Raw genomic sequence first — 23350 nt, forward strand, 5'->3', positions numbered from 1 at the left:
TCTTTATAAAATTCAGGCTTATTATGAGAAAAGAGCTTGCACACTTAAAAACGAACTGCAAAATTGCTTATAGCACGTTAAAATCGGCTTTAAGATTTTAACAACAATCTTTACGAAAACAGCCTTTTTTTATATTCTCCTTCCCTATACTTTCCTCCATCCCTCATCCCATTGAAACGCCGTCTTCTCACTACCCGTTCCAGTAAAAATACTCTCTGGATAAGGCAGGGCCAATTCCGGCCTATTTTCCGCGCTGAAGTAACGAAGTTCGTCCGTCTCACTGTCGATGGGATTGTGTTCACCGCCTCTTACCTTGCAGTCAAACACAAACACCACATACTCGACTTTGTGGCCGTTAGGGTATTGGTAGCGAAAGTCTTTGCCGCCAAAGACACCCAATATTAATTCAGGGACAACATGGAGACCTGTTTCTTCCCACACTTCTCGGACTACAGCCTCCGCAGGTGCTTCGCCTGGTTCAATTGCTCCTGCCGGAAGGCTCCATTTCTCTCCATTGCCTTTATTCTGGAACAGAATCTCTCCTGCTCCGTTCCTGATGATTCCCGCCACGCTTGGCATGAAGATAAGTTCGCTTCCCACTTTCCTTCTAATCTCTTGATAATACTCTGACATTCCCATTTATATCACCACCTGAATATCCATTCGCCACCGCTCCAATTTTTCCTTCTTCTGATAAAACCTTTCACCCACGGCATTCACCTACATACTTTATAGAGAATTTATTATGAATAAAAATAAGGAGTGTGCCCGTATGAACCCTTATCAGTATTACAACCCAAAGTATTACGACCCGTATACACACTATGATTTTGGTTATCACGCACAGCAACAGAATTTTCACGACTTTGACCGACAGCCTGCCCTTGAACGCCGAGTGAACCAGCTTGAACGGCAGTTCCAGGTTCAGAAGACAGAGCTTGACAGACAAAATAAAGAAATTGCCCGCCAAAACAGGGAGATTGCCAGAATCAATAAGGAAATCAGCCGTATTAACAATGAAATTGCCCGCTTGAATCAAAATGACGAGCGCCATACCCGCCGTCTAAACCGGTTGAACCAAAGGCTCCGTGCGGTTGAGAACCGACTAAATATCCCATTCCAGGCTACGGATGGTGAGTTTTAATAACATATTTTTCCCGCGGAAAGAGAAGCGCCTGGAACGTCAAACAACAGCTTGTTCAATAGCGCCTCAATAATAAAGGGTGCAAAGAAACTGAATCCATATCAGTCCTTTGCAACCCTTTTCCATTTAATAGAAATACTGATATGGAAATAATACTCATTAAAATAGACAAAATTGTGCTACTATAGATGAGTAACCCATTTTGAAATCACGTAAGCTTTTCCGCTTACTTTAGGAGTTAGATATGAAAAAAAAGCAATATGTCCTTATCTTTTTCATTCTGAGCATTGTCTGGATTTTTGGGACAAACTATGTGCTGAGTTTATACGCACCTTCAAACTTTGTTGCGGTGATCGAACACTCGAAGGAAGTCCTTTATGTTTTGCTGGCAGGAGGGTTCTTCTATTATTTCATCTCTAAAATGGAAGAACTGAGTGCTGCAAAAGAAGAAGAAAAGCGACTCTCCACACTGATCAATTCGATGGTGGATTTCGTCAACTTCAAGGATGGAGAAGGCCGGTGGATACAGGCCAATGACTTTGGTTTGAAACTATTTGACATTGAGAACGTTGACTATAGAGGAAAAAAAGATACCGAACTGGCAGAGTATAGCAACTATTTCAGCGATGCGCTGAATTATTGCGAGATTTCTGATGAAGAAGCCTGGAAAGCAGGCGGGATCATTCGTGTCGAGGAAGTTTTGCCCCAGCCTGATGGATCTGTCAAGACATTTGATACAATCAAAGTCCCCCTTTTCAATGATGATGGCAGCCGCCAGGGTCTTGTGATCATTGGCCGGGATATATCGGAAAGAAAAAATGTCGAAAACCTTCTTGAAGAAAGCCGCCAACAATACCGGTCCCTGTTTGAATACAGTCTGGATATTGTTTCAATGCTTGACTTGAATGGGACAATCACCAACCTGAATCCACAATTCGAAAAAATAACTGGATTTAGGCGTGATGAATATATCGGAAAAAATCTTGCTGACTTGATTCCCGAATCCTATAGGCCGAAAGTTTTGGAAAAGGTAGCGAGTGTCGTGGAAAACTGCAGCCCGCAAATGTTCGAGCTGCAGTTAATGCATAAGAACGGGAAACCGCTCATTTTCCAAAGCACCACTTTACCGATTATCGTGAACGAAAAAATTGCGGGCATCATCTGTAATTCCCGTGATGTGACAGAGCTCCGCGAGACAGAGGAGCGCTTGCGCCGAACGGATAAGCTGTCTGTCGTCGGCGAATTATCCGCAAGCGTCGCGCATGAAATCCGGAACCCGCTCACTTCCTTAAAAGGACTCGTCCAATTGCTTCAAATGGAGGATGAGAAGCACCAGCTTTACTATCAGATCATGATCGATGAACTGAACCGGATCAATCATATTGTCAGCGAGCTGCTCTTGTTGGCCAAGCCGCAACAGATCAAATACACGGAAGCAGATTTGCAGATGATCCTGCATGATGTGATTTCCCTGTTAAAGACAGAAGCGAGCCTCCATAATATTCAAATTGAGTTCGAGGTCAAAGATCATCCAGTCATGATTGAATGTGAACCGAACCAGCTCAAGCAGCTGTTCATCAACATTGTCAAAAATGCGATTGAGGCTTCTTCTGGTGGGGATTCCGTCTTCATCACTCTGGAGAGTTTTGATAATAATGCCTCAATCAGAGTCAAGGACGAGGGCATCGGAATCTCAAAAGAATTACTGGAAAGAATCGGGGAACCTTTTTATTCTTCCAAGGAAAAAGGAACCGGACTTGGAATGACCGTCAGCTTCAAAATAGTCCAATCCCATAACGGCACCATCAAGTTCTACAGCGAGCCTGAAATAGGGACAGAGGTCATTGTCCAATTGCCAATCAAACATGAAGAAAAAATGAAAAACCTTGAGAAATCAACCAAGTAAAAACGCGAAAGGACTTGTCCTCTCGCGTTTTTTCAATCTTCATCTTTAATGTCGATGTCCTCAGGCACTGGTTCATTCATGATTTCTTCTACCAGCTTTTTGTACTTCTCAACCTGTTTCAGATGGGTATTGAATTGGTCTTTATAAATCAAATATTGCTCACCATCATGAATGGCCCTGATTTTCCGCTGAAGGACAAGATTCTCGACCTGTGCCGCTGGGATTGACAGATATTCTGCTGCTTCTTTTATTGTCATATACAAAATAGTTCAGTCCTTTTTTTCTTTTTTGGCCGCAAGCTGGTCGACAAGCTTCTCGGCTGTCTTTCTGTAAAAATTGCTGATATTGATCAACGATGCAATCAATAACACTGTTTCCAGTTCTTCAGGCTCATCTGCCTCAAGCGTCTTCACTTCCAGTTTGACATCCTGTTCCGTTTTAAGGACGTCCTCATTAAAAATCTCAATATTCTTCTCGTGGAGTTTTAAATAGCTCTGATAAAACTTATTCAATTGAAATTGACCAGACTCTGTCCTCTCGTTGATGCCTTCCAGAGTCTGCTTGATATCCTGGATCGACAAGCCGCCTTTCAGCTGGTAAATCAAGCTGATCAGGATCAGCTGCTCCTTTGAATACTTTTTATTTTTGACAGGAAAGAATAACTTTCCCTTTGCATAATTGTTGATCATGGTTTTCGTCAGGACTTTTTCATCTTCATTCCTTGTCGAGCTGCCGAAATTTTTTTCAAACAACTGGATTACCTGATCCATATATAAGTCGATTTCAGGAATGTCCTCAAGTGCAATATTATTTTCAAGATTAAGCTCGGCAAGCAAGCTCGCTAAATTTTTCAATATGAATACCTCATGTTTTTTATTTTCATTATAAGGTAAAAAAAGCAAGCCGTAAACATTGACTACCTGATGTAACAGTAATATTATTATAAGTAGTTATTAAAACCACATACAAAGACATGGAGGTTATATCATGAATAGCTACATCCGCGAACCCATTAATGGCCTTACTCATCTGGCTGGTGCTTTATTATCCTTTGCAGGGCTGCTCGCGCTCGTCATCAAGGCTTCAATCACAACCGGTTCACCAATTGTGATCACATCCGTGACCATTTTTGGACTCAGCATGATTTTGCTTTACACGGCATCGGCCACTTACCATATGGTCATCAGCAGGGACAGTATCATCGCCTTCCTTCGAAAAATTGACCATTCGATGATTTTTGTACTGATCGCTGGAACTTATGCTCCTTTTTGCCTGATCAGTCTCAATGGCGCAACAGGCTGGACGCTTTTTGGAATCATCACTTTTGCAGCTGTGTGCGGAATTCTGTTTAAAATGATTTGGTTCAGGAGTCCAAGATGGCTGTCGACTTCCATCTATATCATTATGGGCTGGATGGTGATTTTCGTGGTTTCTCCCCTATCCTCCATATTGAATCCTGGAGGGATCTTCTGGCTTGTTTCCGGTGGTATCCTTTACACAATCGGAGGTGTCATTTACGCATTAAAACCTGATTTCCTCCGCTCCAAGTATCTCGGTTTCCATGAAATATTTCATATCTTCATCATGCTCGGAAGCCTTGCCCATTTTTTCAGTGTTTATTTTTACGTCTTATAATTAAAAATGCGCCTGCTCTTCAACAAAGAAGATCAGGCGCATTTAATTTACCCTGCATTTGAAATGTTCGTTTGATGATCTTTTTTATGGAAACCTTTAGCAAAGTAAAAGCCTGTTAGAAGCGCCAGCCACAGAGGCCCTATGAAAAGTGCGATTCTTGTGTCAGGGCTGAAGGCCATCAGTACGACTACAAAAGCCAGGAACGCCAATGATAAATAGGAAGTGAACGGAAACAATGGCAGCTTATATTTTAGCTTGTCCACTTCATTTTTGCGCAGGCTTTTGCGGTAACGAATCTGTGACAGGAGAATGATCGCCCAGGTCCAGATTGCCCCAAACGTCGCAATACTTGTAACCCAGGCAAATACTTTTGCCGGGACAATGTAATTCAAGGCGACCCCAATCAGCAATGCGCCAGCCGAGGCGAGAATGGCAAATCCCGGAACCCCGTTCTTGGTCAATTTGCTGAATTTCTGTGGCGCTTCTCCATGGTTGGCAAGATTGAACAGCATTCGTCCTGTGCTGAAGATTCCGCTATTGCAGGATGATAGTGCAGCAGTCAATACTACGAAATTGATGATGCCCGCTGCAGCAGGAATTCCTAATTGTTCGAAAGTGATAACAAACGGACTTCCCTTTTCCCCAATCTCATTCCATGGGAAGATAGACATAATAACAAACAATGCCCCGACATAGAAAATCAGGATGCGCCAGAATACTGAATCAATCGCTCTGGAAAGTGATTTCTCAGGATTCTTGACTTCACCAGCAGTAATACCGATCATCTCGATTCCAAGGTAGGCAAACATGACCATTTGCAGCGATAACAGGACGCCTTTAATCCCGTTAGGAAATAAGCCGCCATTCTCCCATAGATTTTGGATCCCTGTTGGAATGCCTCCATTGCCGATTCCCCATATGATCATGCCGGCCCCTGAGACAATCATCGCTAAAATCGTGACAATTTTAATCAACGCAAACCAGAATTCAAGTTCCCCATACGCTTTTACAGCCAGGAAATTGACTGATGCCATAATCACCAGGGCAGCTAGCGCCCATATCCAGCGTGGAGTTTCCGGAAACCAGAATTCCATGTAAATCCCGACGGCAGTGATTTCCGCCATGCCAGTTACAATCCATAAAAACCAATAGTTCCAGCCAGTAATATACCCTGCCAGCGGACCAAGGTAATCCCTGGCATATTTACTGAATGATCCCGCAACCGGCTTTTGGATTGCCATTTCCCCCAGAGCTCTCATAATGAAGAACATGATCATTCCGCTGAAAGCATAACCCAGCAGGATTCCCGGACCTGCCAGCTTTATTGCAGATGCAGATCCCAGGAACAGTCCGACCCCGATTGCTGCCCCTAAAGACATCAGTGTTATGTGCCTCTGCTCCAACCCCCGCTGCAGTTCATTCTCTTGTGTTTTTTTCATGGTGTCTTCCCTCGTTTCTAAATCTCGATTGTAATATTTTGTATAATAATTTCCTCCGTTGCCGCCAACCCCTTCGGTAGTTGAAATCGGCATCTTAACCTACTTGTTATTAACAAATAAAAAGAAACTCAAACCTCTTTTATTTGAAAATTACTATTCTTAAAAAATTTCCTTGTGCCATTTTACCATGAAAAGGCCTCTATAAAAATATGTAAATTTTCTTAAAATGAAAAATGCCTTTTCAACCAGCACATGGTCAAAAAGGCAGATGATCATTATCTTATTTTCAAAAACAACCTAATAAAACATCCGGCGTCTTTGTTTGGCTGCAGGCTGGTACTTCCGCATCGGGCCGTAATCCAGCACTTCTTTTAAATAATAGTCGCCGTTTGGATTTTGCTGCTTCAAAAGTTCAGTCAAATATGTAATATCATCCATCGCCCTGTGGGTCTGGAATTTCGAGATGTTATGCGCCTGCAGCAGCGTCAGCAGTTTGCTGTTCGGAAATCCGTGGTTTTTCCATTGCACATTCTTCATCGTGCAATACCACTGCATCTCATTGACTTCAGGATACATCCTGAAAAGGAAGCTTCTGTCAAAGGAAGCATTATGGGCAAAAATTGCATCAGTGCGATTGAAGTATTCCATGATTTTTTCATCGTAAAATGTTTTGCCGCGTACCATATCATAATGAATTCCATGAATCCGATAGGCCCTGTCATAATTTCTTTGTGCGGTTGTCGACAGGGGTTCCCTTAAATAAGAATCTTCATCAAGAATATCGATTATTTCTCCTGATTCCTCATCAAAGGAAAAAAGCTTCAAAGCCAATTCTATGATTTCATCCGAATCCGGGCCCAGTCCGGTTGTCTCTACGTCCACTACCAATCCAAGCTTGTTCTCTTTGTTCAAAAATGTCACCCTTTTCAGCTGGAGTATATGATTCTATTTAACATCATATAGCAGAACTTCCTCCATTTCCAGCTAAAGGCAGCAGGTTGAAATCATTTCCAGACTAGGTTTTATTGCTCATCTCCAGACTTCCCGCAGCATTCTTCATGAAAATTTTCAGAATCGCGAAACCGATAGCTGCACCTGCAAGTGAACTCGCGAAAAATGCCGGAACCATACCAAACAACGCGGCTTCTTTTCCAAGGAACAATGTGGCAATTGGATAACTGGCAACCGCACCAATGATTCCTGTGCCTACAACTTCACCTGCAAAAGCAAATTCCATTCTCTTCGTCTTTTTATACAGATATGCAGCCAGAAGTGCTCCGATCATGCTGCCAGGAAACGCAAAGACCGATCCGGTGCCCATTAAATTCCTGAGCAAAGAAATGCCAAATGCCTGAGCAACGGCGTAATAGGGTCCCAGCAGCACAGCTGACAAAACATTGATGAAATGCTGCACCGGAAATGCTTTCACGATTCCAAGCGGGATAAACAGCATTTGGCTCGTCAATGTACCAATCGCCATCATCATAGCGGTGAGGGTAAGTTTTTGTGTGTATCTCATATTTTACCTCCTTGAATCTTATCTCTTAACCTTGCTGCAGCTTCCTTGACGTCTTCTGCCTGGCTGATCGCTGTGATCACAGATACACCGTCAGCCCCGGCAGTCATGACAAGCTTTGCATTATCCGCATTGATCCCGCCGATTCCAACAATCGGTACGCCAAAATCTTTTAATTCTTCAATCATGGCTGTTCCCTGGACAGCTCTTGTATCCGTCTTTGTCGCCGTTGGAAAAACCGGACCGACACCGAAATAATCAGCCCCAGCTTGCTTTGCTTTTTCAGCTTCTTCCAGGTTGTGTACAGAAACTCCAAGAATCCTATCGCCAATTTTTCTGCGGACCTGTGCGGCATCCTCATCTTCCTGGCCGATATGGACACCATCTGCATCAAGCTCCAACGCCAATTCAATATCATCATTCACAATGAACGGGATGTCGTTCTCCTTGCAAATCTTTCGCAGTCTTTTGCCAAGCTTCTGCTCTTCCAAATCACAAAGACTTCCTTCTCCTTTTTCACGGTATTGAAAAATCGTGATCCCTCCGCGAATCGCTGCTTCAAGCACAGTAACGGGATCCTGTAAACAATTCGTGCTGCCGGCGATAAAATATACCTTCAGCAAGCTTCTCATCTTTTCAGGACTGATTCTTGACATGAGGAGGCCCCGCTTTCTCTTTTCATATTGTAGGCCCAGTGATTAGTCGGCCCATGTCCATGTCCATTTCCGATCATCAGCGGGTTGGCAATGGCTGCCTGGATGAACTCCTTAGCCACCGAAACCGCTTGATGGACCGAAGAACCTTTTGCAAGCTGTGCTGTGATAGCTGCAGAAAAAGTACAGCCTGTTCCATGGGTGTTATTCGTCTCAATCCTTGAAGTGGAGAAGTAAGCAAATTCCTTTCCGTCAAAGAGGACATCAATAGATTCGTTTGTTTCCTCATCATGGCCGCCTTTTATCACTACATTTTTCGCTCCAAGGGCATGGATTCGTTTGGCCGCTTCCTTTTTTTCATCCGTACCGCGAATCGACATGCCTGTCAGCACTTCGGCTTCGGGGATATTCGGGGTGATGATGTGACAGAGCGGAAGCAAATGTTTTTTCAGGGCCGATACAGCCTCCTGCTGGAGCAATGAGGCTCCTCCCTTCGCAATCATGACAGGATCGACAACAACCTTATCCCAGCCGAACTGCTTTATTTTTTCCGAGACCGCTTGTATGATTTCCGCGTTAAAAAGCATTCCTGTTTTCAGGGCATCCGCTCCAATGTCCTCACCGACTGATTGGATCTGTTCGCCTACCGCCTCAGGGCTCATCGGAAAAACTCCCTGGACACCAAGCGTATTTTGCGCGGTAACAGCAGTCAGGGCAGATGTGCCAAATACCTTCAGTTCCTGGAATGTCTTCAGGTCAGCCTGGATTCCGGCTCCGCCGCCGCTGTCAGATCCTGCGATTGTCAGTGCTTTTTTCATATTCATTACCTCCATTTTTCGAAAGAACTTTTATTGTAGATTTCCTCAGCATCCAAATGGTAGAGCTGGTTCAGGAACTCCACTTGAAAACTCCCTGGTCCCTGCAAGGCACTTTTGTCAGCGGCAACTTCGGCTGCCACTCCGTAAATGCTCAATGCAGCAGTTGCTGCTTTCAAAAAATCCTTTTCCACTGCTGTGAATGCCCCGATTACTGAGGTCAGCAGACATCCAGCACCGGTTACCTTCGTAAGGATTGGGTGTCCATTTCTGACGACAAACGTAGATTTCCCATCTGTAATAACGTCTTCTTTCCCTGTCAGTGCCACAATTGTGTTCAATTTTTGGGCAGCGGATTCTGCCAGCTCGATCACATCCCCATCTGAATCCCCTGCGTCAACACCCCGTATGTTCCAGACTTCCCCTGCTACATTGGCAATTTCCGCGGCATTTCCTCTGATGACCGAAATCTCCAGTTCGTCCATCAGCCTTATTGCAGTTTCCGTGCGATAAGCAGTCGCCCCGGCACCAACCGGATCAAGAATGACTGGAACTCCATGCTCATTTGCCGCTTTACCGGCAATCGACATGGATTCGACGACTTGTGGCCTCAACGTACCAATATTCAGCACAAGGCTGCCCGCTATGCTTGCCATTTCGGCAACTTCCTCTTGTGCATAGGCCATCACTGGAGATGCACCAAGAGCCAGCAGCCCATTGGCCGTAAAATTCGTGACCACAACATTCGTGATGTTATGTACAAGTGGATTCTCTCTGCGGACCTTCTCCAGCAAACCAGCAATCTCTCGTTTTTCCATTCCAATTCCTCCTTCATCCATCCTCAGACCGCCATCTGCGACCTCAATTCCTTCTCCTTAATCCATCACCAGGCCGCCGTCTACGACCATATTTTGTCCGGTAACTGCACGCGCCCATGGTGAGGCGAAGAACAAAATTGAGTCTGCAACTTCTGCGGGATCGGTGACTTTTCTAAGAGGTGTGGACGATTCGATTAGCTGGAATACTTCCTCAGAAGTAGCTGAGCTTGCGTCGGTCATTTTTAGCAGTCCTCCCGAAACCATATTGACGGTAATGCCATACTTTCCAAGATCAATCGCCATATTCCTTGTGAATCCCAGCAGCGCAGCCTTGCTTGTTGTGTAGTCATGGTAGGCGACAACCGGATTCTGGAAGAGGTTCGTGCCAATATTGATGATTCTGCCAAACTTCTTTTCTTTCATATTTGGCAATCCCGCCTGGATGGTATTCAATGAACCGCGGACAGCTCCTTCAAGCTGCTGTTGGTAATCCTCCCAGCCTACTGCAAAAGCATCCTTATTCGCCACAGGATCAAACTTGAAATTGACCAGTGCATTATTGACGATGGTCGTAATCGGTGTCCCAAAATGTTCTTTTGCCAACCTGAACATGCTTTTGACCTGTGCAGGATCACGCACATCCGCCCTGAGAGCAAGGGCATTTTCGCCAATGGTCTCTGTCAGAGCCTTTGCCTTTTCTTCATTCTGAAAATAGTTGATGACAACTTTTGCACCTTCCCTTGCAAAAGCTTTGACCGTTTCTGCACCAAGGCCACGGCTTCCTCCAGTTATTAAAACTACTTGATCTTTTAACTCCATTTGTGTCAACCTCCTTAAAATATAAAAAGCCAGATCCATATATAATGGACCTGGCTTAAAAGCAAAGTAAGAAAATTTCTCTCACACTACTTTCCTACGCTGGTATTACCCAGATCAGGTCCGAAGGGTTAAAAGACTTAGCGTCTTCCTCTCAGCCCGCAGCAGGGCACCCCTAGTAGTAAATCGAATATTCAATTGTCTTTATCCTAGCCTTATCTCCTATATATGTAAAGTAAAAAGTTCATATTCTGCTATTTTTCAGTTCTTCTTTGATTTCTTCCAGTAGACTAAGCTGCTGGTCCTGCTTTTGGATGATACTTGCAGTTAATTTTTGCAGTGTAATCGTTATCGACCAGAGTGACAGCAGCAAAACAATGATGACGCCAAGATCAATCATCTTTCTTTTTCCCTTCGGTTAAATCGTCAAATGGAGTGTAATGATTGCTTGGCAAATTACCGGAGCGGATTATCTTGAAAATCAGATAAAACACGACAAACAGCACTATGAACGTGAAAAAATACCCCATACTGTCCAGCCTCCTTTACTTTCATTATACAATAAACATGATACAAAAAATGGAATTTTCATTCTTTTTAAAATGGTCTTCTTGATCATCTATGCTAATATGAAAATATACATATGAATGGGAGATGAAAGCAATGAAAAACGAGATAATCGAAAGATTCACCTCTTATGTCAAAATCGACACACAGTCCAATGAAAACAGCGAGAAAACTCCATCGACCGAAGGCCAGCTCACCCTTGCCAATATGCTTGTCGAGGAACTAAAATCGATTGGCATGGAGGAAGTCACGATTGATGAAAACGGTTATGTGATGGCAACACTTCCTGCAAATACCGATAAGGAAGTCCCAACGATCGGGTTCCTTGCCCACGTCGATACGGCAACTGATTTTACAGGCAAAAATGTCAACCCGCAGGTTGTCGAAGACTTCGATGGCAATCAGATCATCCTGAATAAGGAGCAGAATATCATCCTGTCGCCAGCGGATTTCCCTGAACTGCCTCAATATAAAGGCCATACATTGATTACGACCGATGGAACGACTCTTCTCGGTGCTGACAACAAAGCAGGGATTGCCGAAATCATGACGGCGATGGCTTATTTGATCAAGCACCCTGAAATCAGGCATGGTAAAATCCGTGTTGCTTTCACCCCGGATGAAGAGATTGGCAGAGGCCCTCATAAGTTTGATGTAAAAGCATTCAATGCAAAATTCGCCTACACCGTTGATGGCGGCCCGCTTGGCGAGCTGGAGTATGAAAGCTTTAACGCAGCCGGCGCCAAGGTGACTTTTAAAGGAAAGAACGTCCACCCCGGAACAGCAAAGGGCAAAATGGTGAACTCCGCCAAAATCGCGATGGAATTTAACAGCAAGCTTCCTGCCGAAGAAGCGCCTGAGCATACAGAAGGATATGAAGGCTTCTTCCACCTGAGCTCGATTAATGGGGATGTCGAGGAGACGACGCTGAGCTACATCATCCGTGATTTTGACCGTGACAGCTTCCAGGCACGCAAGGAATTGATGCAGAAAATCACCAATGAACTAAGGCTTACATACGGCGAAACCCGGGTTGAACTTGAAATGAACGACCAGTACTACAACATGAAGGATAAAATCGAGCCAGTAAAAGAAATTGTCGACATCGCCTATGAAGCAATGGAAAACCTCGGCATCAAGCCAATCGTCAAACCAATCCGCGGCGGCACTGACGGCTCTCAGCTAAGCTATATGGGATTGCCGACACCGAATATTTTTACCGGCGGAGAGAATTTCCACGGAAGATTCGAATATGTCTCTGTGGATAACATGCTTAAATCTGTTGAAACCATCGTAGAAATCGTAAAGCTTTTTGAAGCAAAAGCTTAATCACTAACATCATGAAGCCAGATTCCCAAATCAAAAGGAATCTGGCTTTTTTCATGAACTATCTACACCGAAATCAGTCTCAGGTCCCATCTGGATTTAAATCCGTGGTGCATTGGGAAGAGGAATGATTTACCTTATTCTGAATATAGAAAGAGTTGGAAGGGAGATTTTATAAATGAAGCGGATTTTAGTTATTTTCCTTGTGATTACCGGGGCTTATATCGGGTGGAATTATCTGTTTGACGGGGATGGACTGAACTTTGCCAGAGCAAAAGACTCAGTGAAGGTGAGCAATGGTACGGAAAAGATCTCGATTGATGTTTCCAGTGTCGCGACGAAGATTGTGCCAGAGGACCGTGATGATGTGCACGCTGAACTTGAAGGCAAAGGCTCGGTAAAAGTCAAGCGCCATGGGGATGAAATACAGGTAAGTGTTAAGCGAAGAGGATTCTTCTGGTTCAATTGGTTTGAGATGGACAGGACATCACTCACCGTCTATATCCCGGATCATTTTGACAAGGATATGGACATTGAGCTCGGCTCCGGAAAAATCGATTTCATAGGTAAATCAGCCGACCAGCCTGTGAAACTGAGAAACCTGGCAATCAATATTGGTTCAGGCAGCATGAACCTGGAAAATTTCGTTGTTGGAAATTTGGAGCATCAGAGTTCATCAGGTGAGGTTAACATGAATTCGATTGATGCCAGTAAAAGTTCATTTGATGTCAGTTCCGGAAGCGTCCAGGTCAAAAATTTTACCGGCAAGCTTGACGGGAATGTCTCATCGGGAGAGTTGGAAATCCAGATGAACAAGTTAATCGATGATGTTGACTTGAACGTCAGTTCTGGTTATATCGAATTGGATTTGCCTGATGAAGCAGATTTTACTCTGAATGGAAAAATAAGCAGCGGCAACCTATCAAGCGATTTTCCGCTAAAAAATAAAGAGGCATCCAAAAACCGAATTTACGGGAAATACGGAAGCGGGAAATACCAAATCAACGCCGATGTTTCAAGCGGGAATCTCAAAATAAAGTAACCATTGGCGAACTGGAAAAAAACCTTCAAAATTACCAGTTCGCCAATAAATTTTCATTTTAGCCAATAATTCAGGTGATTTCGCCAATAAAAATATATTTTCGCCAATAAAATTGTGAACTCCGCCAATAAAATAGCTTTTTCGCCAATAAAAATTACCTGCTCTGATAATATCCAGATTGATATTGGTTCCTCCCCCGCGACTTTTCAAGTTTTCCCCTAACTATTTACAAAACTCCCATATGGAACATTTTTTGTAATAAAAGGGGCAATATAATCAAAACTACCTATTTTTCAAGGAGTATCATGGAAACCATTTTAACTACCATATTGAGAACCCTTTTAGGCTTTGGTGTATTATTCCTTCTTACTCGTGTACTTGGCAAAAAGCAGCTCAGCCAAATGACCTTTTTTACTTATATCACCGGAATTGCTCTGGGAAATATAGCTGGTGATATGGTTGTACATAGAGACATTAAACTAATTGATGGTGTTACCGGTTTAGCGCTCTGGGCTTTATTAACGCTTACTATCGAATACATCGCCCTAAAATCCCCTAAGGCAAGAATTTTGCTGGACGGGGAACCGACCATCATTATCAAACAGGGAAAAATAAATGAAAAAGCAATGAAGTCCAATAAGCTAAATATGGATGATCTAACGATGCTGCTAAGAATTAAAAATGTATTTTCAATAAAAGAAGTCGATTATGCAATCCTTGAACCAAATGGACAAATCAGTGTTTTAAAGAAAGTGGAATATGAAAATGTCATAAATAAAGATTCTGGCATCCCCCTTACACCAAGAAAATACCTGCCTTCTGAACTGGTTGTTGATGGCCGTATCGTTAAAAAGAATCTAAAGGAATTAAGCTTGAGTGAAGACTGGCTGACAAATGAATTAAAAAAGAAAGGGTTCAATCGGCTGGAGGAAGTATTTTATGCTGAGCTCGAGAGTGATGGAACAGTCGTTGCAGAACAACGCTCTAAATAACCATCCCATCACGTGATGGGAGTTTTTTTATTTTTACTATGCCTTTGTTCCGCGTAAGCTCATACCCTTTTACTTTACTTCTCTTTCTATTAAAATGAGTTCAGATATCATATTAACTTTTCAAGGAGAGCGGATATGTTTGAATTACTCATCACAATGCTCGAGCGTCTGGGCATCATTGTGACAATTGCCTTCATTTTAACGAGGTTCCGCTTTTTCCGCGGGTTGATTTACCATGATTCGCTGAACCGCCGACAGCAATATTTTGCGATTATCTTCTTTGGGTTTTTCGGGATCATTGGTACATATTCCGGGATGAGCTTTTCTACTGATAACCTGCAGTTCAACCCATGGGCTTCTGATCTTGCTTCAGATGAGGCGATTGCCAATTCGCGTGTCATCGGCATTGTCATCGCCGGACTGCTTGGAGGATACAAGGTTGGGATTGGCGCAGGGCTTATTGCAGGACTGCATCGTTTTACGCTCGGCGGCTTTACTGCTTTTGCCTGCGGACTTGCGGCAATCGTTGCCGGCGTCATTTCCGGACGTTTTCAAAAAAAGAAAAATAATATCAACCTGAGAACAGCCTTTCTTGTCGGGGCAATTGCCGAGACGGTGCAAATGATGATCATCCTCTTGATCGCGAAGCCTTATCATCAGGCGCAAACTCTCGTTGAAATCATCGGTGTCCCCATGATTCTCGCGAACGGCCTTGGCTCTGCACTATTTTTGATGGTCATAAAAAATGTTGTTTCCGAAGAAGAAAAGACTGGAGCGCTGCTTGCCCAGAAAACGCTGCGGATTGCCGATCAGACACTTGCATACTTGCGCAAAGGAATCAACGCGGATTCTGCGCAGGCAGTCTGTCAGATATTACATAATGAAGTCCAGACAAGCGCGGTTGCGATGACGAATAAGAAGGAAATTCTGGCACATATCGGCCTGGCTGATGACCATCACCGTTCAACCAGCCCGATCCAGACACAGATTACCAGGGATGTGCTGAAAACCGGCAAACTGGTCGTCGCCAATGATGAGACAATTCATTGCCGGGACAAGAGCTGCCCGCTCGGCGCCGCGGTGATTGCTCCGTTAAAGCACCGTGATGAAACAATTGGCACCCTTAAGTTCTATTTTAAATCGGAAAAAGAAATCACCAATGTCGTCATTGAATTGATCTCCGGACTGAGCAACTTGCTCAGCAACCAGCTCGAATCCGCCGAAGCCGAAAAAGCTTATCAGCTTGCCAAGGAAGCCGAGGTAAAGGCCCTTCAGGCCCAAATCAGCCCCCACTTCCTTTTCAACTCAATGAATGTCATAACCTCGCTGATCAGGATTGACCCAAATAAAGCGAGGACGCTTCTGGTTTCGCTTTCCCATTTCCTGCGGCAAAACCTGAATGCCACGACAGTGACGACTACCACACTTGAACAGGAATTGCGTCATGTGAAGGCCTATCTTTCAATCGAAGAGGCTCGTTTTGTCGAGAAACTGAAGGTTACTTATGATATTGAGGATGACGCCCTGCTTGTCAAAATTCCGCCGCTGACATTGCAGCCGATCGTCGAAAACGCAGTGAAGCACGGCATCAAGAATATGGACCAGGATTGCCACATCCGTATTTCCATCCAAAAAGAGCAAAATGGCACAATCGTTTCAGTTGAAGATAATGGACAAGGAATGAGCAAAGAACGGATGAATCAACTTGGAAAGCAAATGATTGAATCTGAAACGGGAAGCGGGATTGCCCTTTTCAACGTCAATAGGAGGCTTGCGATGAACTTCGGCGAAGAATCGTGTCTGAAGATTGACAGCGAACCGGGAAAAGGTACAAAGATTTCTTTTATGATTCCACAATCGGAGGAACTATAGATGGACAATAGTATTCGGGTATTGATAGCAGATGATGAAATGTACAGCCGGGATGAACTGAAACATTTATTGAAAGCTTTCTCTTCCATCCAGGTCGTCGGCGAAGCAGAGACCGGTGAGGCCGCAATCGTCAAAGCCCTGCAGCTCCATCCAGATGTGGTTTTCCTCGATGTCGAAATGCCAAAGATGAACGGTATGGAAGCTGCTAAATCACTCATGTCTTTAAAAAAAGCCCCATTGATCGTTTTCGCCACCGCCTATCCGCAATTTGCGGCTGAGGCATTTCGGTATGAAGCGGTTGATTACTTGCTGAAGCCATATGACGAAAATCAGCTGAGCGAAACCATCCTCAGAATTGAAAAGCATTTCCTCCAGCCGTCCGCGCAAGAGGCAGGAAAACCATCTGGCAAGCTTGCAGTTGAAGGAGATGGCGAAATCTTTTATCTCGAGCCAAAAGATATCCTTTATATTTCCCGGGAAGAGAAATTTTCAAAAATCGTAACTGAAGCAAAAGAGTATGAAACAAAAACTCCATTAAAAGAACTTGAAAGCCGGCTCCTTCCTTATTCCTTTTTCCGGATCCATAAAAGCTATCTTGTGAACCTGGAATATGTCACCCGGCTCACTCCATGGTTCAACGGTGCTTATCAGCTTGAAATCAAGGGCCGGGATGAAATGCTGTCAGTGAGCCGCAATTATGTAAAGGCATTAAGGACCCAGCTTGAACTATAATCACACACTGTCCTAAAAGCATCTGATCAGGTGCTTTTTTTGCATTTCAATAGAATCATAATGCATCTAAATCGACAAATTCTGCACTTCAAGCCCACATTCGTGCATCTTGTTCACAAAACCGCCACATGTAATCGTTTTCTTTTATAATAATTGCAAACGCATACATTAAAACTCAAGGAGGTTTCCTATGTATACCTTTCTAGCTGGTATTGCACTTTTAATCGTTGGTTATTTTACTTATGGAAAGTTTGTAGAAAAGGTTTTCGGCGTGAACGAGGGTCGTTCCACTCCGGCTTATACACATAAGGATGACGTTGACTATGTGCCAATGTCGACAAGCAAGAACTCACTGATCCAGCTGCTTAACATCGCTGGTGTCGGCCCGATTTTCGGACCGATCATGGGTGCTTTATATGGACCGGTCGCTTTCCTATGGATCGTTCTTGGCGCTATTTTCGCCGGTGCTGTCCATGACTACCTCACAGGGATGATTTCCATCCGCAACCGAGGTGCCCACCTTCCTGAACTTGCAGGAAAATTCCTTGGTAAGGTCATGAAACACGTTGTCAATGCTTTCGCGGTCCTTCTTTTGCTTTTGGTTGGTACCGTGTTCGTCACTGCTCCGGCTGGTTTGCTTCATACTTTGATGGACGGAAAGGTAACAATGGGTATCATCGTTGCCGCAATTTTTGTTTACTATATTTTAGCGACTTTGCTTCCTGTAGATAAAATCATTGGCCGCTTGTATCCAATCTTCGGTGCATTGCTTTTGATCAGTGCGGTTGGAGTAGGCGCAATGCTGGTGATTACAGGTGCACCGATTCCTGAATTATCATTAACGAATTTCCATCCTGATAATGCAGCGATTTTCCCGCTGTTGTTCTTAACAATCTCTTGCGGAGCGCTGTCAGGTTTCCATGCAACACAAACACCAATCATTTCACGTACTACACAAAATGAAAAACAAGGACGCAAGATTTTCTACGGCATGATGATCGCTGAAGGTGTGATTGCGATGATCTGGGCTGCTGCTGCAATGAGCTTGTTCGATGGCTACAATGGCCTGAACGATATGTTGGCAAACGGCGGACCAGCTGCAATCGTAAGCGAAGCTTCCACATTGATGCTTGGCGCAATCGGCGGAACACTTGCTGTACTAGGTGTAATTGTACTGCCAATCACTTCTGGTGATACTGCATTCCGAAGCGCACGTATGATCATTGCTGACTACTTTAACTTTTCTCAAAAGAAATTCACTAGCCGTCTTTGGATCGCTGTTCCGTTATTCGTTATCTCTTTCGCACTGACAAAAGTAGATTTCACAATTTTATGGAGATACTTCTCCTGGGCAAACCAGTCAACTGCGGTCATCGCGCTGTGGGTTGGTGCCATGTACCTGTTCATCGCCAAGAAGAACTACTGGATCGCAATGATTCCTGGCATGTTCATGACAGCTGCCGTCACATCTTATATCCTTAATGCACAAATCGGTTTCGGTATGTCTCTGACAGTTTCCAATATTGGAGCGCTAATCGTCACAGCTGTCATCACGGTCATGTTCTTCAACGCTGCTAAAAAAGCACGTGCTAAAAACATCCCGCTTGATGAAGACATCTCCAACTACAACAAGGTGGCGTAACGATGAGCGGATGCTGCAGTCCTGGATACCGCAAGACAGTCAATGAGAAGGAAGAACAAGTCAACAAAAAAGGGAAAGAGCAGCTTCCCTTTATTGCCAAAATCATTATTGTCCTTATTACTGCAGGAGGTCTGCTGGCAGCCATTCTTGCAAATTAAGTAAGAAAAGTGCACGCTTAATTCAAGCGTGCACTTTTACATATTTAGGAGGTTAAAAATATGAAAATATTAATCGTTGGTGCCGGTGCGATTGGCGGTTATTTCGGCGGAAGGCTTTTGGAAAAAGGAGCGGATGTAACATTTCTTGTGCGTGAGAAACGGCATAAGCAGCTCAAGGAAAACGGACTGGCTGTTTCCAGCATTCACGGCGATCTGCATTTTCCTGACCCGCAGACAATTGGAGCGGAGTCGCAAGCTGAGCTGTTTGATGTCATTCTCGTTTCCACCAAATCCTATCATTTGGATGGCGCGATTGAAAGCATTCGTCCATTCGTTGGCGACAGTACGATGATTCTCCCTTTGCTGAACGGAATTGCTCATCTTGATGCTTTAACCGAAGCTTTCGGGGCGGAAAAGGTGATTGGCGGGCTATGTTTTATCGAAACGACCCTTGATGAAAGCGGAAAGGTGATCCAAACCAGTCCGATTCAGGATTTGGTATTTGGAGAACTGAACGATAAACGTTCAGAAAGAATCCTAAAACTGCAAGCTGCTTTTGACGATACGAAGGCTAACTTCCGTCTTTCAGAGAAAATTGAACAGGAAATGTGGCAAAAATACTTATTCATCACATCATTAAGCGGCATCACCTCACTTTTCAGATCCCCTATCGGTCCCATTCGGGATCAAACGCAGGGAGCGGAAACGATTAAACGCCTGCTGTATGAGACGGTCGAGATCATGACGGCGATTGGTGCCCCGCTTTCCGAGGGGGCTAAGGATGCGACATGGAACAGGCTGAACGAAATTGGCCACGGCATGAAGTCCTCCCTCCAGCGTGATATGGAAAAATCACTCCCGACAGAAGGAGACCACCTATTTGGCTATTTGCTGAAGAAGGCAGCCGAGCTTAGGATAGACGCACCTACTCTGTCTGCTGTTTATGCGAATGTTGATATTTACGATAGTTTGCTCTCCTCTTGAAAAAAAGCCTGAGTCTATGAGGTTAACTTCATAGACTCAGGCTTTTTTGCTAATATATTTTTGCTTTTTCGTGCCCTGTCAGCACTCTCAAGGCACCCAATGCCAGAGCTTCCATTTCTGCTTCACCAGGGATGACAAATACTTCTCCTATGAAACTCACTTTCTCGCGGATCCAATCTGTGATCATTTCTGATTGAGAGATGCCCCCCGTAAGAATGATGCCGTCTGCCTTTCCATCCAGAACGGTTGCCATTGCCCCGATTTCTTTTCCTATCTGATGAACCATTGCCTTCAATATAAGAGATGCTTCAGGGTCCCCAGTCTGAACACGTTGCTCAACTTCAATGACACTTTTTGTACCCAGATAGGAATAAATCCCGCCCTTCTTTGTCATCCTCTGGAGCAATTCCTTTTCACTGTATTTCCCTGAAAAACAAAGCTGGACAAGCTGCTTTGCCGGCAGTCCGCCTGCCCTCTCTGGAGAGAATGGACCCTCGTTATCGGCATTGTTCACATCGATCATCCTGCCGCCCTTTAACGCCGCAACCGAAATGCCTCCGCCGAGATGCGCGACAACAAAACTTGTTTCAGCTAATTTCTTCCCAGTCTCAGCTGCAATCTTACGGGATACCGCCTTGATGTTGAGCGCATGGGCATGGCTCTTCCTCTCAATATCCGCTAAACCGGAAATCCTCGCTTCATCAATCAATTCATCGATACCGACAGGATCGACGATAAAGGCAGGCAGCTGATATTCTTCGGCTATTTCCACAGCGATGATGGAACCGAGATTGGATGCATGATTGCCATATTTGCCTGAACGGGCGTCTTCCAGCAGGTAATCATCAACAGTATAGGTCCCGCTGGTCATCGGCTTTAGCATTCCTCCCCGGCCAACAATAGCGTCCAGTGAAGAAAGCTTGAAATCCCGTATCCTCATGACCCCCATTATGGCATCAAGCCGATATGGAAGCTGGGCTGTCAAATCCCCCAGCTTCATGAGTTCATCATCATCATGCCGGATTGTCTCTTCAAACAGCAATTTTTCATTTTCGTAAACAGCCAGCTTCGTAGAGGTTGATCCGGGGTTAATCGCTAAAATATTCATTGATCTTCACCTATCCTTCATACGCTGACCGTTGAGTTTGAAGCAGAAACGACAGCAAGGGCAATGGAGGCTAATTTTGCCTCAGCTGAATCTGACCGTGAGTTCAAAATCAATGGCACCCTGGCTCCAAGTACGATTCCCGCCATCGTTCCTCTGGCGAAATATGTTATAGCTTTGCCAAGGAAATTGCCTGCCTCAATGGTTGGGACAATCAGCAAGTCTGCCATCCCGCCAAGTTCGCTGTCAAGCCCTTTGTGTAAAAGCGATTCCCTGCTGATCGCCAGGTCTAATGGAAGCGGACCTTCGATCAACAACGGCTGGCTGGATTCCTTTTTTACCTGGATAGCCAGTTCGTCTGCTTCGACAGTTACAGGCATTTTCTCGCTGACACGTTCATTTGCTGCCAGAATCGCAACCCGCGGCTGGTCCACTCCAATCCCAATGAGAAACTCGACTGCATTCAGAATGATCTGCTTTTTCCCCTGAAAATCCGGTGCTATATTGAGGCCACCATCTGTCATGCAAATAAGCTGCTCACTTCCTGGTATATCGAATACGGAAAGGTGGCTGATCACGCGGCCTGTTTTTAAATAAAGGTCCTTATCCAGCACCCCTTTTAAAAATGGCGTGCTGTTCACAAATCCTTTCATGATTGCCTGAACATGTCCATCACTTGCCAGCTTGGCAGCGATGTGGGCATTCTCCTTCTCTGTATAGGCAGGATAGACAGGAAATCCCTCTATTGAAAAACCCAGTTCATTTGCCAGCTCAAAGATTCTTTGCAGATCCCCGACGAGGCATGGTTCAATGATTCCCAGCTCGAAAGCCGCCTTTACAGCGACGAGCACATCGAGGTCATGGGCAGCCGCGATGCTCATTTTTACCGGCGGCCTTGTCTGTGCTTCTGCAATGACCTCCCTAAAGTTTCGATAGCGCATCTTCTCACCCCCTGTTGCTTTATCATCTGTACTTGCTCTGGATCCTGCTGATTTTTTCAATCTTCTCTTCTACTAATATATTTGCAGCTTTATACGTTGGTATATCGTGATTTTTGGCGATTTTGTAGATTTTTCCGAGGATGTCATAGATCATGTTTGCATTCTTGAATGCCCGTTCCTTGCTGTACTCATGCAATTCATCCGCTACCTGGATCAGCCCGCCTGCATTGGCGACATAGTCAGGTGCGTAAAGGATTCCTTTCTGATGCAGCATGTCGCCGTGGCGTTCTTCTGCCAGAACATTGTTGGCAGCACCGGCCACCGCCAGGCATTTCAGTTTTGGAACCGTGATGTCATTGATTACAGCGCCAAGAGCATTCGGTGAAAAAATATCGCATTCTAAGGTGTATATGTCCAAAGGTTCAACTGTCTCAATATCCGGATATTGTTCTAGAACTTCTTTAACATTTTCCTCAAAAATATCTGTGACGACCAGGTTTGCTCCTTCATCATGAAGATGTCCCACCAGGAAGCGACCAACTTTGCCAAGCCCCTGCACAGCAATTTTGCGCCCCGCCAGTGAATCCGTACCGAATATCTCTTTTGCTGTCGCTTTAATCGCTTTCCACACGCCATAGGCCGTGATGATTGCAGAGTTGCCGCTGCCTCCATATTCTTCCGGCAGCCCGACCAGATAGGAGGTTTGCTTTGCTGCGGACACGAAATCCATGCCGACAGTTCCTACATCTGTCCCTGTGTAAAAGCGCCCTTTCAATGTTTCGATAAAAGAGCCAAAAGCCTGGAAAAGTTCATCCGATTTTTCAGACTTGGGATCGCCGATGATGACAGCCTTACCGCCCCCGTATGTCACTCCTGAAACTCCGCATTTATAGGTCATCCCTTTGGAAAGGCGCAATACATCCCGCAGTGCTTCACCGGTCGACTCATAATCCCACATCCGGCAGCCGCCCAGTGCAGGACCAAGAGTTGTATCGTGGATCGCAACAATCGATTTCAGACCGGTGGCTTTGTCATAATTGAAAATCACCTGTTCATGGCCGTGTTCCTTCATTTCTTCAAAAAGATCGAGCATCATTTTCTGTTCTTCCGTTAGCAACACAAACATCCCCTCCCGTAATCGGACCTGGCAAAGCTCTGCCTATCTGCTGGATGTATCCAGATCATTAAAATGTAAGCCCTTACACTGATACATTATAAAGAGTTTCGCTGCCGCCAACGGTGATATA

Annotated in this window: 27 protein-coding genes and 1 riboswitch; of the genes, 11 read left to right on the forward strand and 16 right to left on the reverse strand. The window is 44.6% G+C overall.

All coding sequences use genetic code 11. The annotated features are described in order from the left end of the window. Positions 1-144: 144 nt before the first annotated feature. Positions 145-639: an NUDIX domain-containing protein gene (locus FS736_RS04090; RefSeq protein ID WP_144475102.1), complete on the reverse strand. Its 495-nt coding sequence runs from the start codon at positions 637-639 to the stop codon at positions 145-147. A gap of 133 nt (positions 640-772) precedes the next feature. Here FS736_RS04090 and FS736_RS04095 point away from each other — a divergent pair, with 133 nt between their 5' ends. Together FS736_RS04095 and FS736_RS04100 are read left to right on the forward strand one after the other, a co-directional pair. After that, positions 773-1144 carry a hypothetical protein gene (locus tag FS736_RS04095; protein ID WP_144475103.1) on the forward strand — a complete coding sequence of 124 codons (372 nt, stop codon included), beginning with the start codon at positions 773-775 and terminating at the stop codon, positions 1142-1144. A 244-nt stretch (positions 1145-1388) separates the two neighbouring features. Continuing rightward, positions 1389-3050, forward strand: coding sequence for a PAS domain S-box protein (locus tag FS736_RS04100; RefSeq protein ID WP_144475104.1), 1662 nt, complete (start codon positions 1389-1391; stop codon positions 3048-3050). A gap of 32 nt (positions 3051-3082) precedes the next feature. On the opposite strand, the gene FS736_RS04105 is transcribed toward FS736_RS04100, so the two are convergent. Together FS736_RS04105 and FS736_RS04110 are read right to left on the reverse strand one after the other, a co-directional pair. Further along, on the reverse strand, positions 3083-3313 hold the full coding sequence (locus tag FS736_RS04105) for an excisionase family DNA-binding protein (protein ID WP_144475105.1): 231 nt from the start codon (positions 3311-3313) through the stop codon (positions 3083-3085). A 6-nt stretch (positions 3314-3319) separates the two neighbouring features. Then, positions 3320-3904, reverse strand: coding sequence for a DUF1836 domain-containing protein (locus FS736_RS04110; protein ID WP_144475106.1), 585 nt, complete (start codon positions 3902-3904; stop codon positions 3320-3322). A gap of 133 nt (positions 3905-4037) precedes the next feature. Here FS736_RS04110 and trhA point away from each other — a divergent pair, with 133 nt between their 5' ends. Beyond that, on the forward strand, positions 4038-4685 hold the full coding sequence (trhA, locus tag FS736_RS04115; RefSeq protein ID WP_144475107.1) for a PAQR family membrane homeostasis protein TrhA: 648 nt from the start codon (positions 4038-4040) through the stop codon (positions 4683-4685). A gap of 47 nt (positions 4686-4732) precedes the next feature. On the opposite strand, the gene alaP is transcribed toward trhA, so the two are convergent. The 9 genes from alaP to FS736_RS24135 all read right to left on the reverse strand — a co-directional run bounded on the left by alaP (position 4733) and on the right by FS736_RS24135 (position 11272). After that, positions 4733-6124 carry an alanine permease AlaP gene (gene alaP, locus FS736_RS04120; RefSeq protein WP_144475108.1) on the reverse strand — a complete coding sequence of 464 codons (1392 nt, stop codon included), beginning with the start codon at positions 6122-6124 and terminating at the stop codon, positions 4733-4735. A 297-nt stretch (positions 6125-6421) separates the two neighbouring features. After that, entirely contained in the window at positions 6422-7036 is a 615-nt protein-coding gene (locus tag FS736_RS04125; protein ID WP_144475109.1) for an exonuclease domain-containing protein, read from the reverse strand. Positions 7037-7139: 103 nt separating this feature from the next. Beyond that, positions 7140-7643, reverse strand: a complete 504-nt coding sequence (gene thiW, locus FS736_RS04130) for an energy coupling factor transporter S component ThiW (RefSeq protein WP_144475110.1) — start codon at positions 7641-7643, stop codon at positions 7140-7142. Beyond that, positions 7640-8296 carry a thiamine phosphate synthase gene (gene thiE / locus FS736_RS04135; protein ID WP_144475111.1) on the reverse strand — a complete coding sequence of 219 codons (657 nt, stop codon included), beginning with the start codon at positions 8294-8296 and terminating at the stop codon, positions 7640-7642. Before thiE ends, thiW begins: the two co-directional genes overlap by 4 nt. Then, positions 8269-9117, reverse strand: a complete 849-nt coding sequence (gene thiD / locus FS736_RS04140; protein ID WP_144475112.1) for a bifunctional hydroxymethylpyrimidine kinase/phosphomethylpyrimidine kinase — start codon at positions 9115-9117, stop codon at positions 8269-8271. The genes thiE and thiD overlap by 28 nt, the downstream gene beginning before the upstream one ends. Beyond that, on the reverse strand, positions 9117-9926 hold the full coding sequence (thiM, locus tag FS736_RS04145) for a hydroxyethylthiazole kinase (RefSeq protein ID WP_144475113.1): 810 nt from the start codon (positions 9924-9926) through the stop codon (positions 9117-9119). The genes thiD and thiM overlap by 1 nt, the downstream gene beginning before the upstream one ends. Positions 9927-9983: 57 nt before the next feature. Then, a complete protein-coding gene (locus tag FS736_RS04150; RefSeq protein WP_144475114.1) occupies positions 9984-10745 on the reverse strand; it encodes a 3-oxoacyl-ACP reductase in 762 nt (253 codons plus the stop codon). A gap of 74 nt (positions 10746-10819) precedes the next feature. After that, positions 10820-10929, reverse strand: a riboswitch (TPP riboswitch). Positions 10930-10986: 57 nt separating this feature from the next. Next, a complete protein-coding gene (locus FS736_RS24130; protein ID WP_186326650.1) occupies positions 10987-11142 on the reverse strand; it encodes a hypothetical protein in 156 nt (51 codons plus the stop codon). Then, positions 11135-11272: a hypothetical protein gene (locus tag FS736_RS24135; protein ID WP_186326651.1), complete on the reverse strand. Its 138-nt coding sequence runs from the start codon at positions 11270-11272 to the stop codon at positions 11135-11137. Before FS736_RS24135 ends, FS736_RS24130 begins: the two co-directional genes overlap by 8 nt. Positions 11273-11405: 133 nt before the next feature. Between FS736_RS24135 and pepT the strand changes: the two genes are divergently transcribed. Together pepT and liaG are read left to right on the forward strand one after the other, a co-directional pair. Further along, complete coding sequence (gene pepT / locus FS736_RS04155) at positions 11406-12638, forward strand: peptidase T (RefSeq protein WP_144475115.1); 1233 nt, start codon at positions 11406-11408, stop codon at positions 12636-12638. Between the two features lie 175 nt (positions 12639-12813). Then, positions 12814-13677 (forward strand): LiaG family protein, encoded by an 864-nt coding sequence (gene liaG / locus FS736_RS04160; protein WP_144475116.1) that lies wholly within the window; start codon positions 12814-12816, stop codon positions 13675-13677. Here the strand turns inward: liaG and FS736_RS04165 are convergent. Then, positions 13651-13887 carry a hypothetical protein gene (locus FS736_RS04165; protein WP_144475117.1) on the reverse strand — a complete coding sequence of 79 codons (237 nt, stop codon included), beginning with the start codon at positions 13885-13887 and terminating at the stop codon, positions 13651-13653. The two genes, liaG and FS736_RS04165, sit on opposite strands and share 27 nt — an antisense overlap. Positions 13888-13982: 95 nt before the next feature. Here FS736_RS04165 and FS736_RS04170 point away from each other — a divergent pair, with 95 nt between their 5' ends. The 6 genes from FS736_RS04170 (at position 13983) to FS736_RS04190 (ending at position 20057) form a co-directional block, all read left to right on the forward strand. Further along, positions 13983-14669 (forward strand): YetF domain-containing protein, encoded by a 687-nt coding sequence (locus FS736_RS04170; RefSeq protein WP_144475118.1) that lies wholly within the window; start codon positions 13983-13985, stop codon positions 14667-14669. Positions 14670-14804: 135 nt separating this feature from the next. Next, a complete protein-coding gene (locus FS736_RS04175; protein WP_144475119.1) occupies positions 14805-16541 on the forward strand; it encodes a sensor histidine kinase in 1737 nt (578 codons plus the stop codon). Beyond that, the gene (locus tag FS736_RS04180; RefSeq protein ID WP_144475120.1) at positions 16542-17273 is read left to right on the forward strand and encodes a LytR/AlgR family response regulator transcription factor; all 732 of its coding nucleotides are present in this window, start codon (positions 16542-16544) and stop codon (positions 17271-17273) included. A 190-nt stretch (positions 17274-17463) separates the two neighbouring features. Continuing rightward, the gene (locus FS736_RS04185) at positions 17464-18915 is read left to right on the forward strand and encodes a carbon starvation CstA family protein (RefSeq protein WP_144475121.1); all 1452 of its coding nucleotides are present in this window, start codon (positions 17464-17466) and stop codon (positions 18913-18915) included. 2 nt (positions 18916-18917) lie between these two features. After that, the gene (locus FS736_RS24140; protein ID WP_186326652.1) at positions 18918-19073 is read left to right on the forward strand and encodes a hypothetical protein; all 156 of its coding nucleotides are present in this window, start codon (positions 18918-18920) and stop codon (positions 19071-19073) included. 60 nt (positions 19074-19133) lie between these two features. Continuing rightward, on the forward strand, positions 19134-20057 hold the full coding sequence (locus tag FS736_RS04190) for a ketopantoate reductase family protein (protein ID WP_144475122.1): 924 nt from the start codon (positions 19134-19136) through the stop codon (positions 20055-20057). Between the two features lie 49 nt (positions 20058-20106). Here FS736_RS04190 and buk read toward each other — a convergent pair whose 3' ends face one another. Genes buk through FS736_RS04205 form a run of 3 tightly spaced genes read right to left on the reverse strand, consistent with a single transcriptional unit; the run spans position 20107 to position 23196 of the window. Next, the gene (gene buk, locus FS736_RS04195; protein ID WP_144475123.1) at positions 20107-21165 is read right to left on the reverse strand and encodes a butyrate kinase; all 1059 of its coding nucleotides are present in this window, start codon (positions 21163-21165) and stop codon (positions 20107-20109) included. A gap of 17 nt (positions 21166-21182) precedes the next feature. Further along, positions 21183-22103, reverse strand: coding sequence for a phosphate acyltransferase (locus tag FS736_RS04200; RefSeq protein ID WP_144475124.1), 921 nt, complete (start codon positions 22101-22103; stop codon positions 21183-21185). 22 nt (positions 22104-22125) lie between these two features. Then, positions 22126-23196 carry a Glu/Leu/Phe/Val family dehydrogenase gene (locus FS736_RS04205; protein ID WP_222125057.1) on the reverse strand — a complete coding sequence of 357 codons (1071 nt, stop codon included), beginning with the start codon at positions 23194-23196 and terminating at the stop codon, positions 22126-22128. Positions 23197-23350: the final 154 nt, after the last annotated feature.

It is taken from the genome of Cytobacillus oceanisediminis 2691 (genome assembly GCF_007678455.1).
GTDB classification, from domain to species: domain Bacteria; phylum Bacillota; class Bacilli; order Bacillales; family Cytobacillaceae; genus Mesobacillus; species Mesobacillus oceanisediminis_A.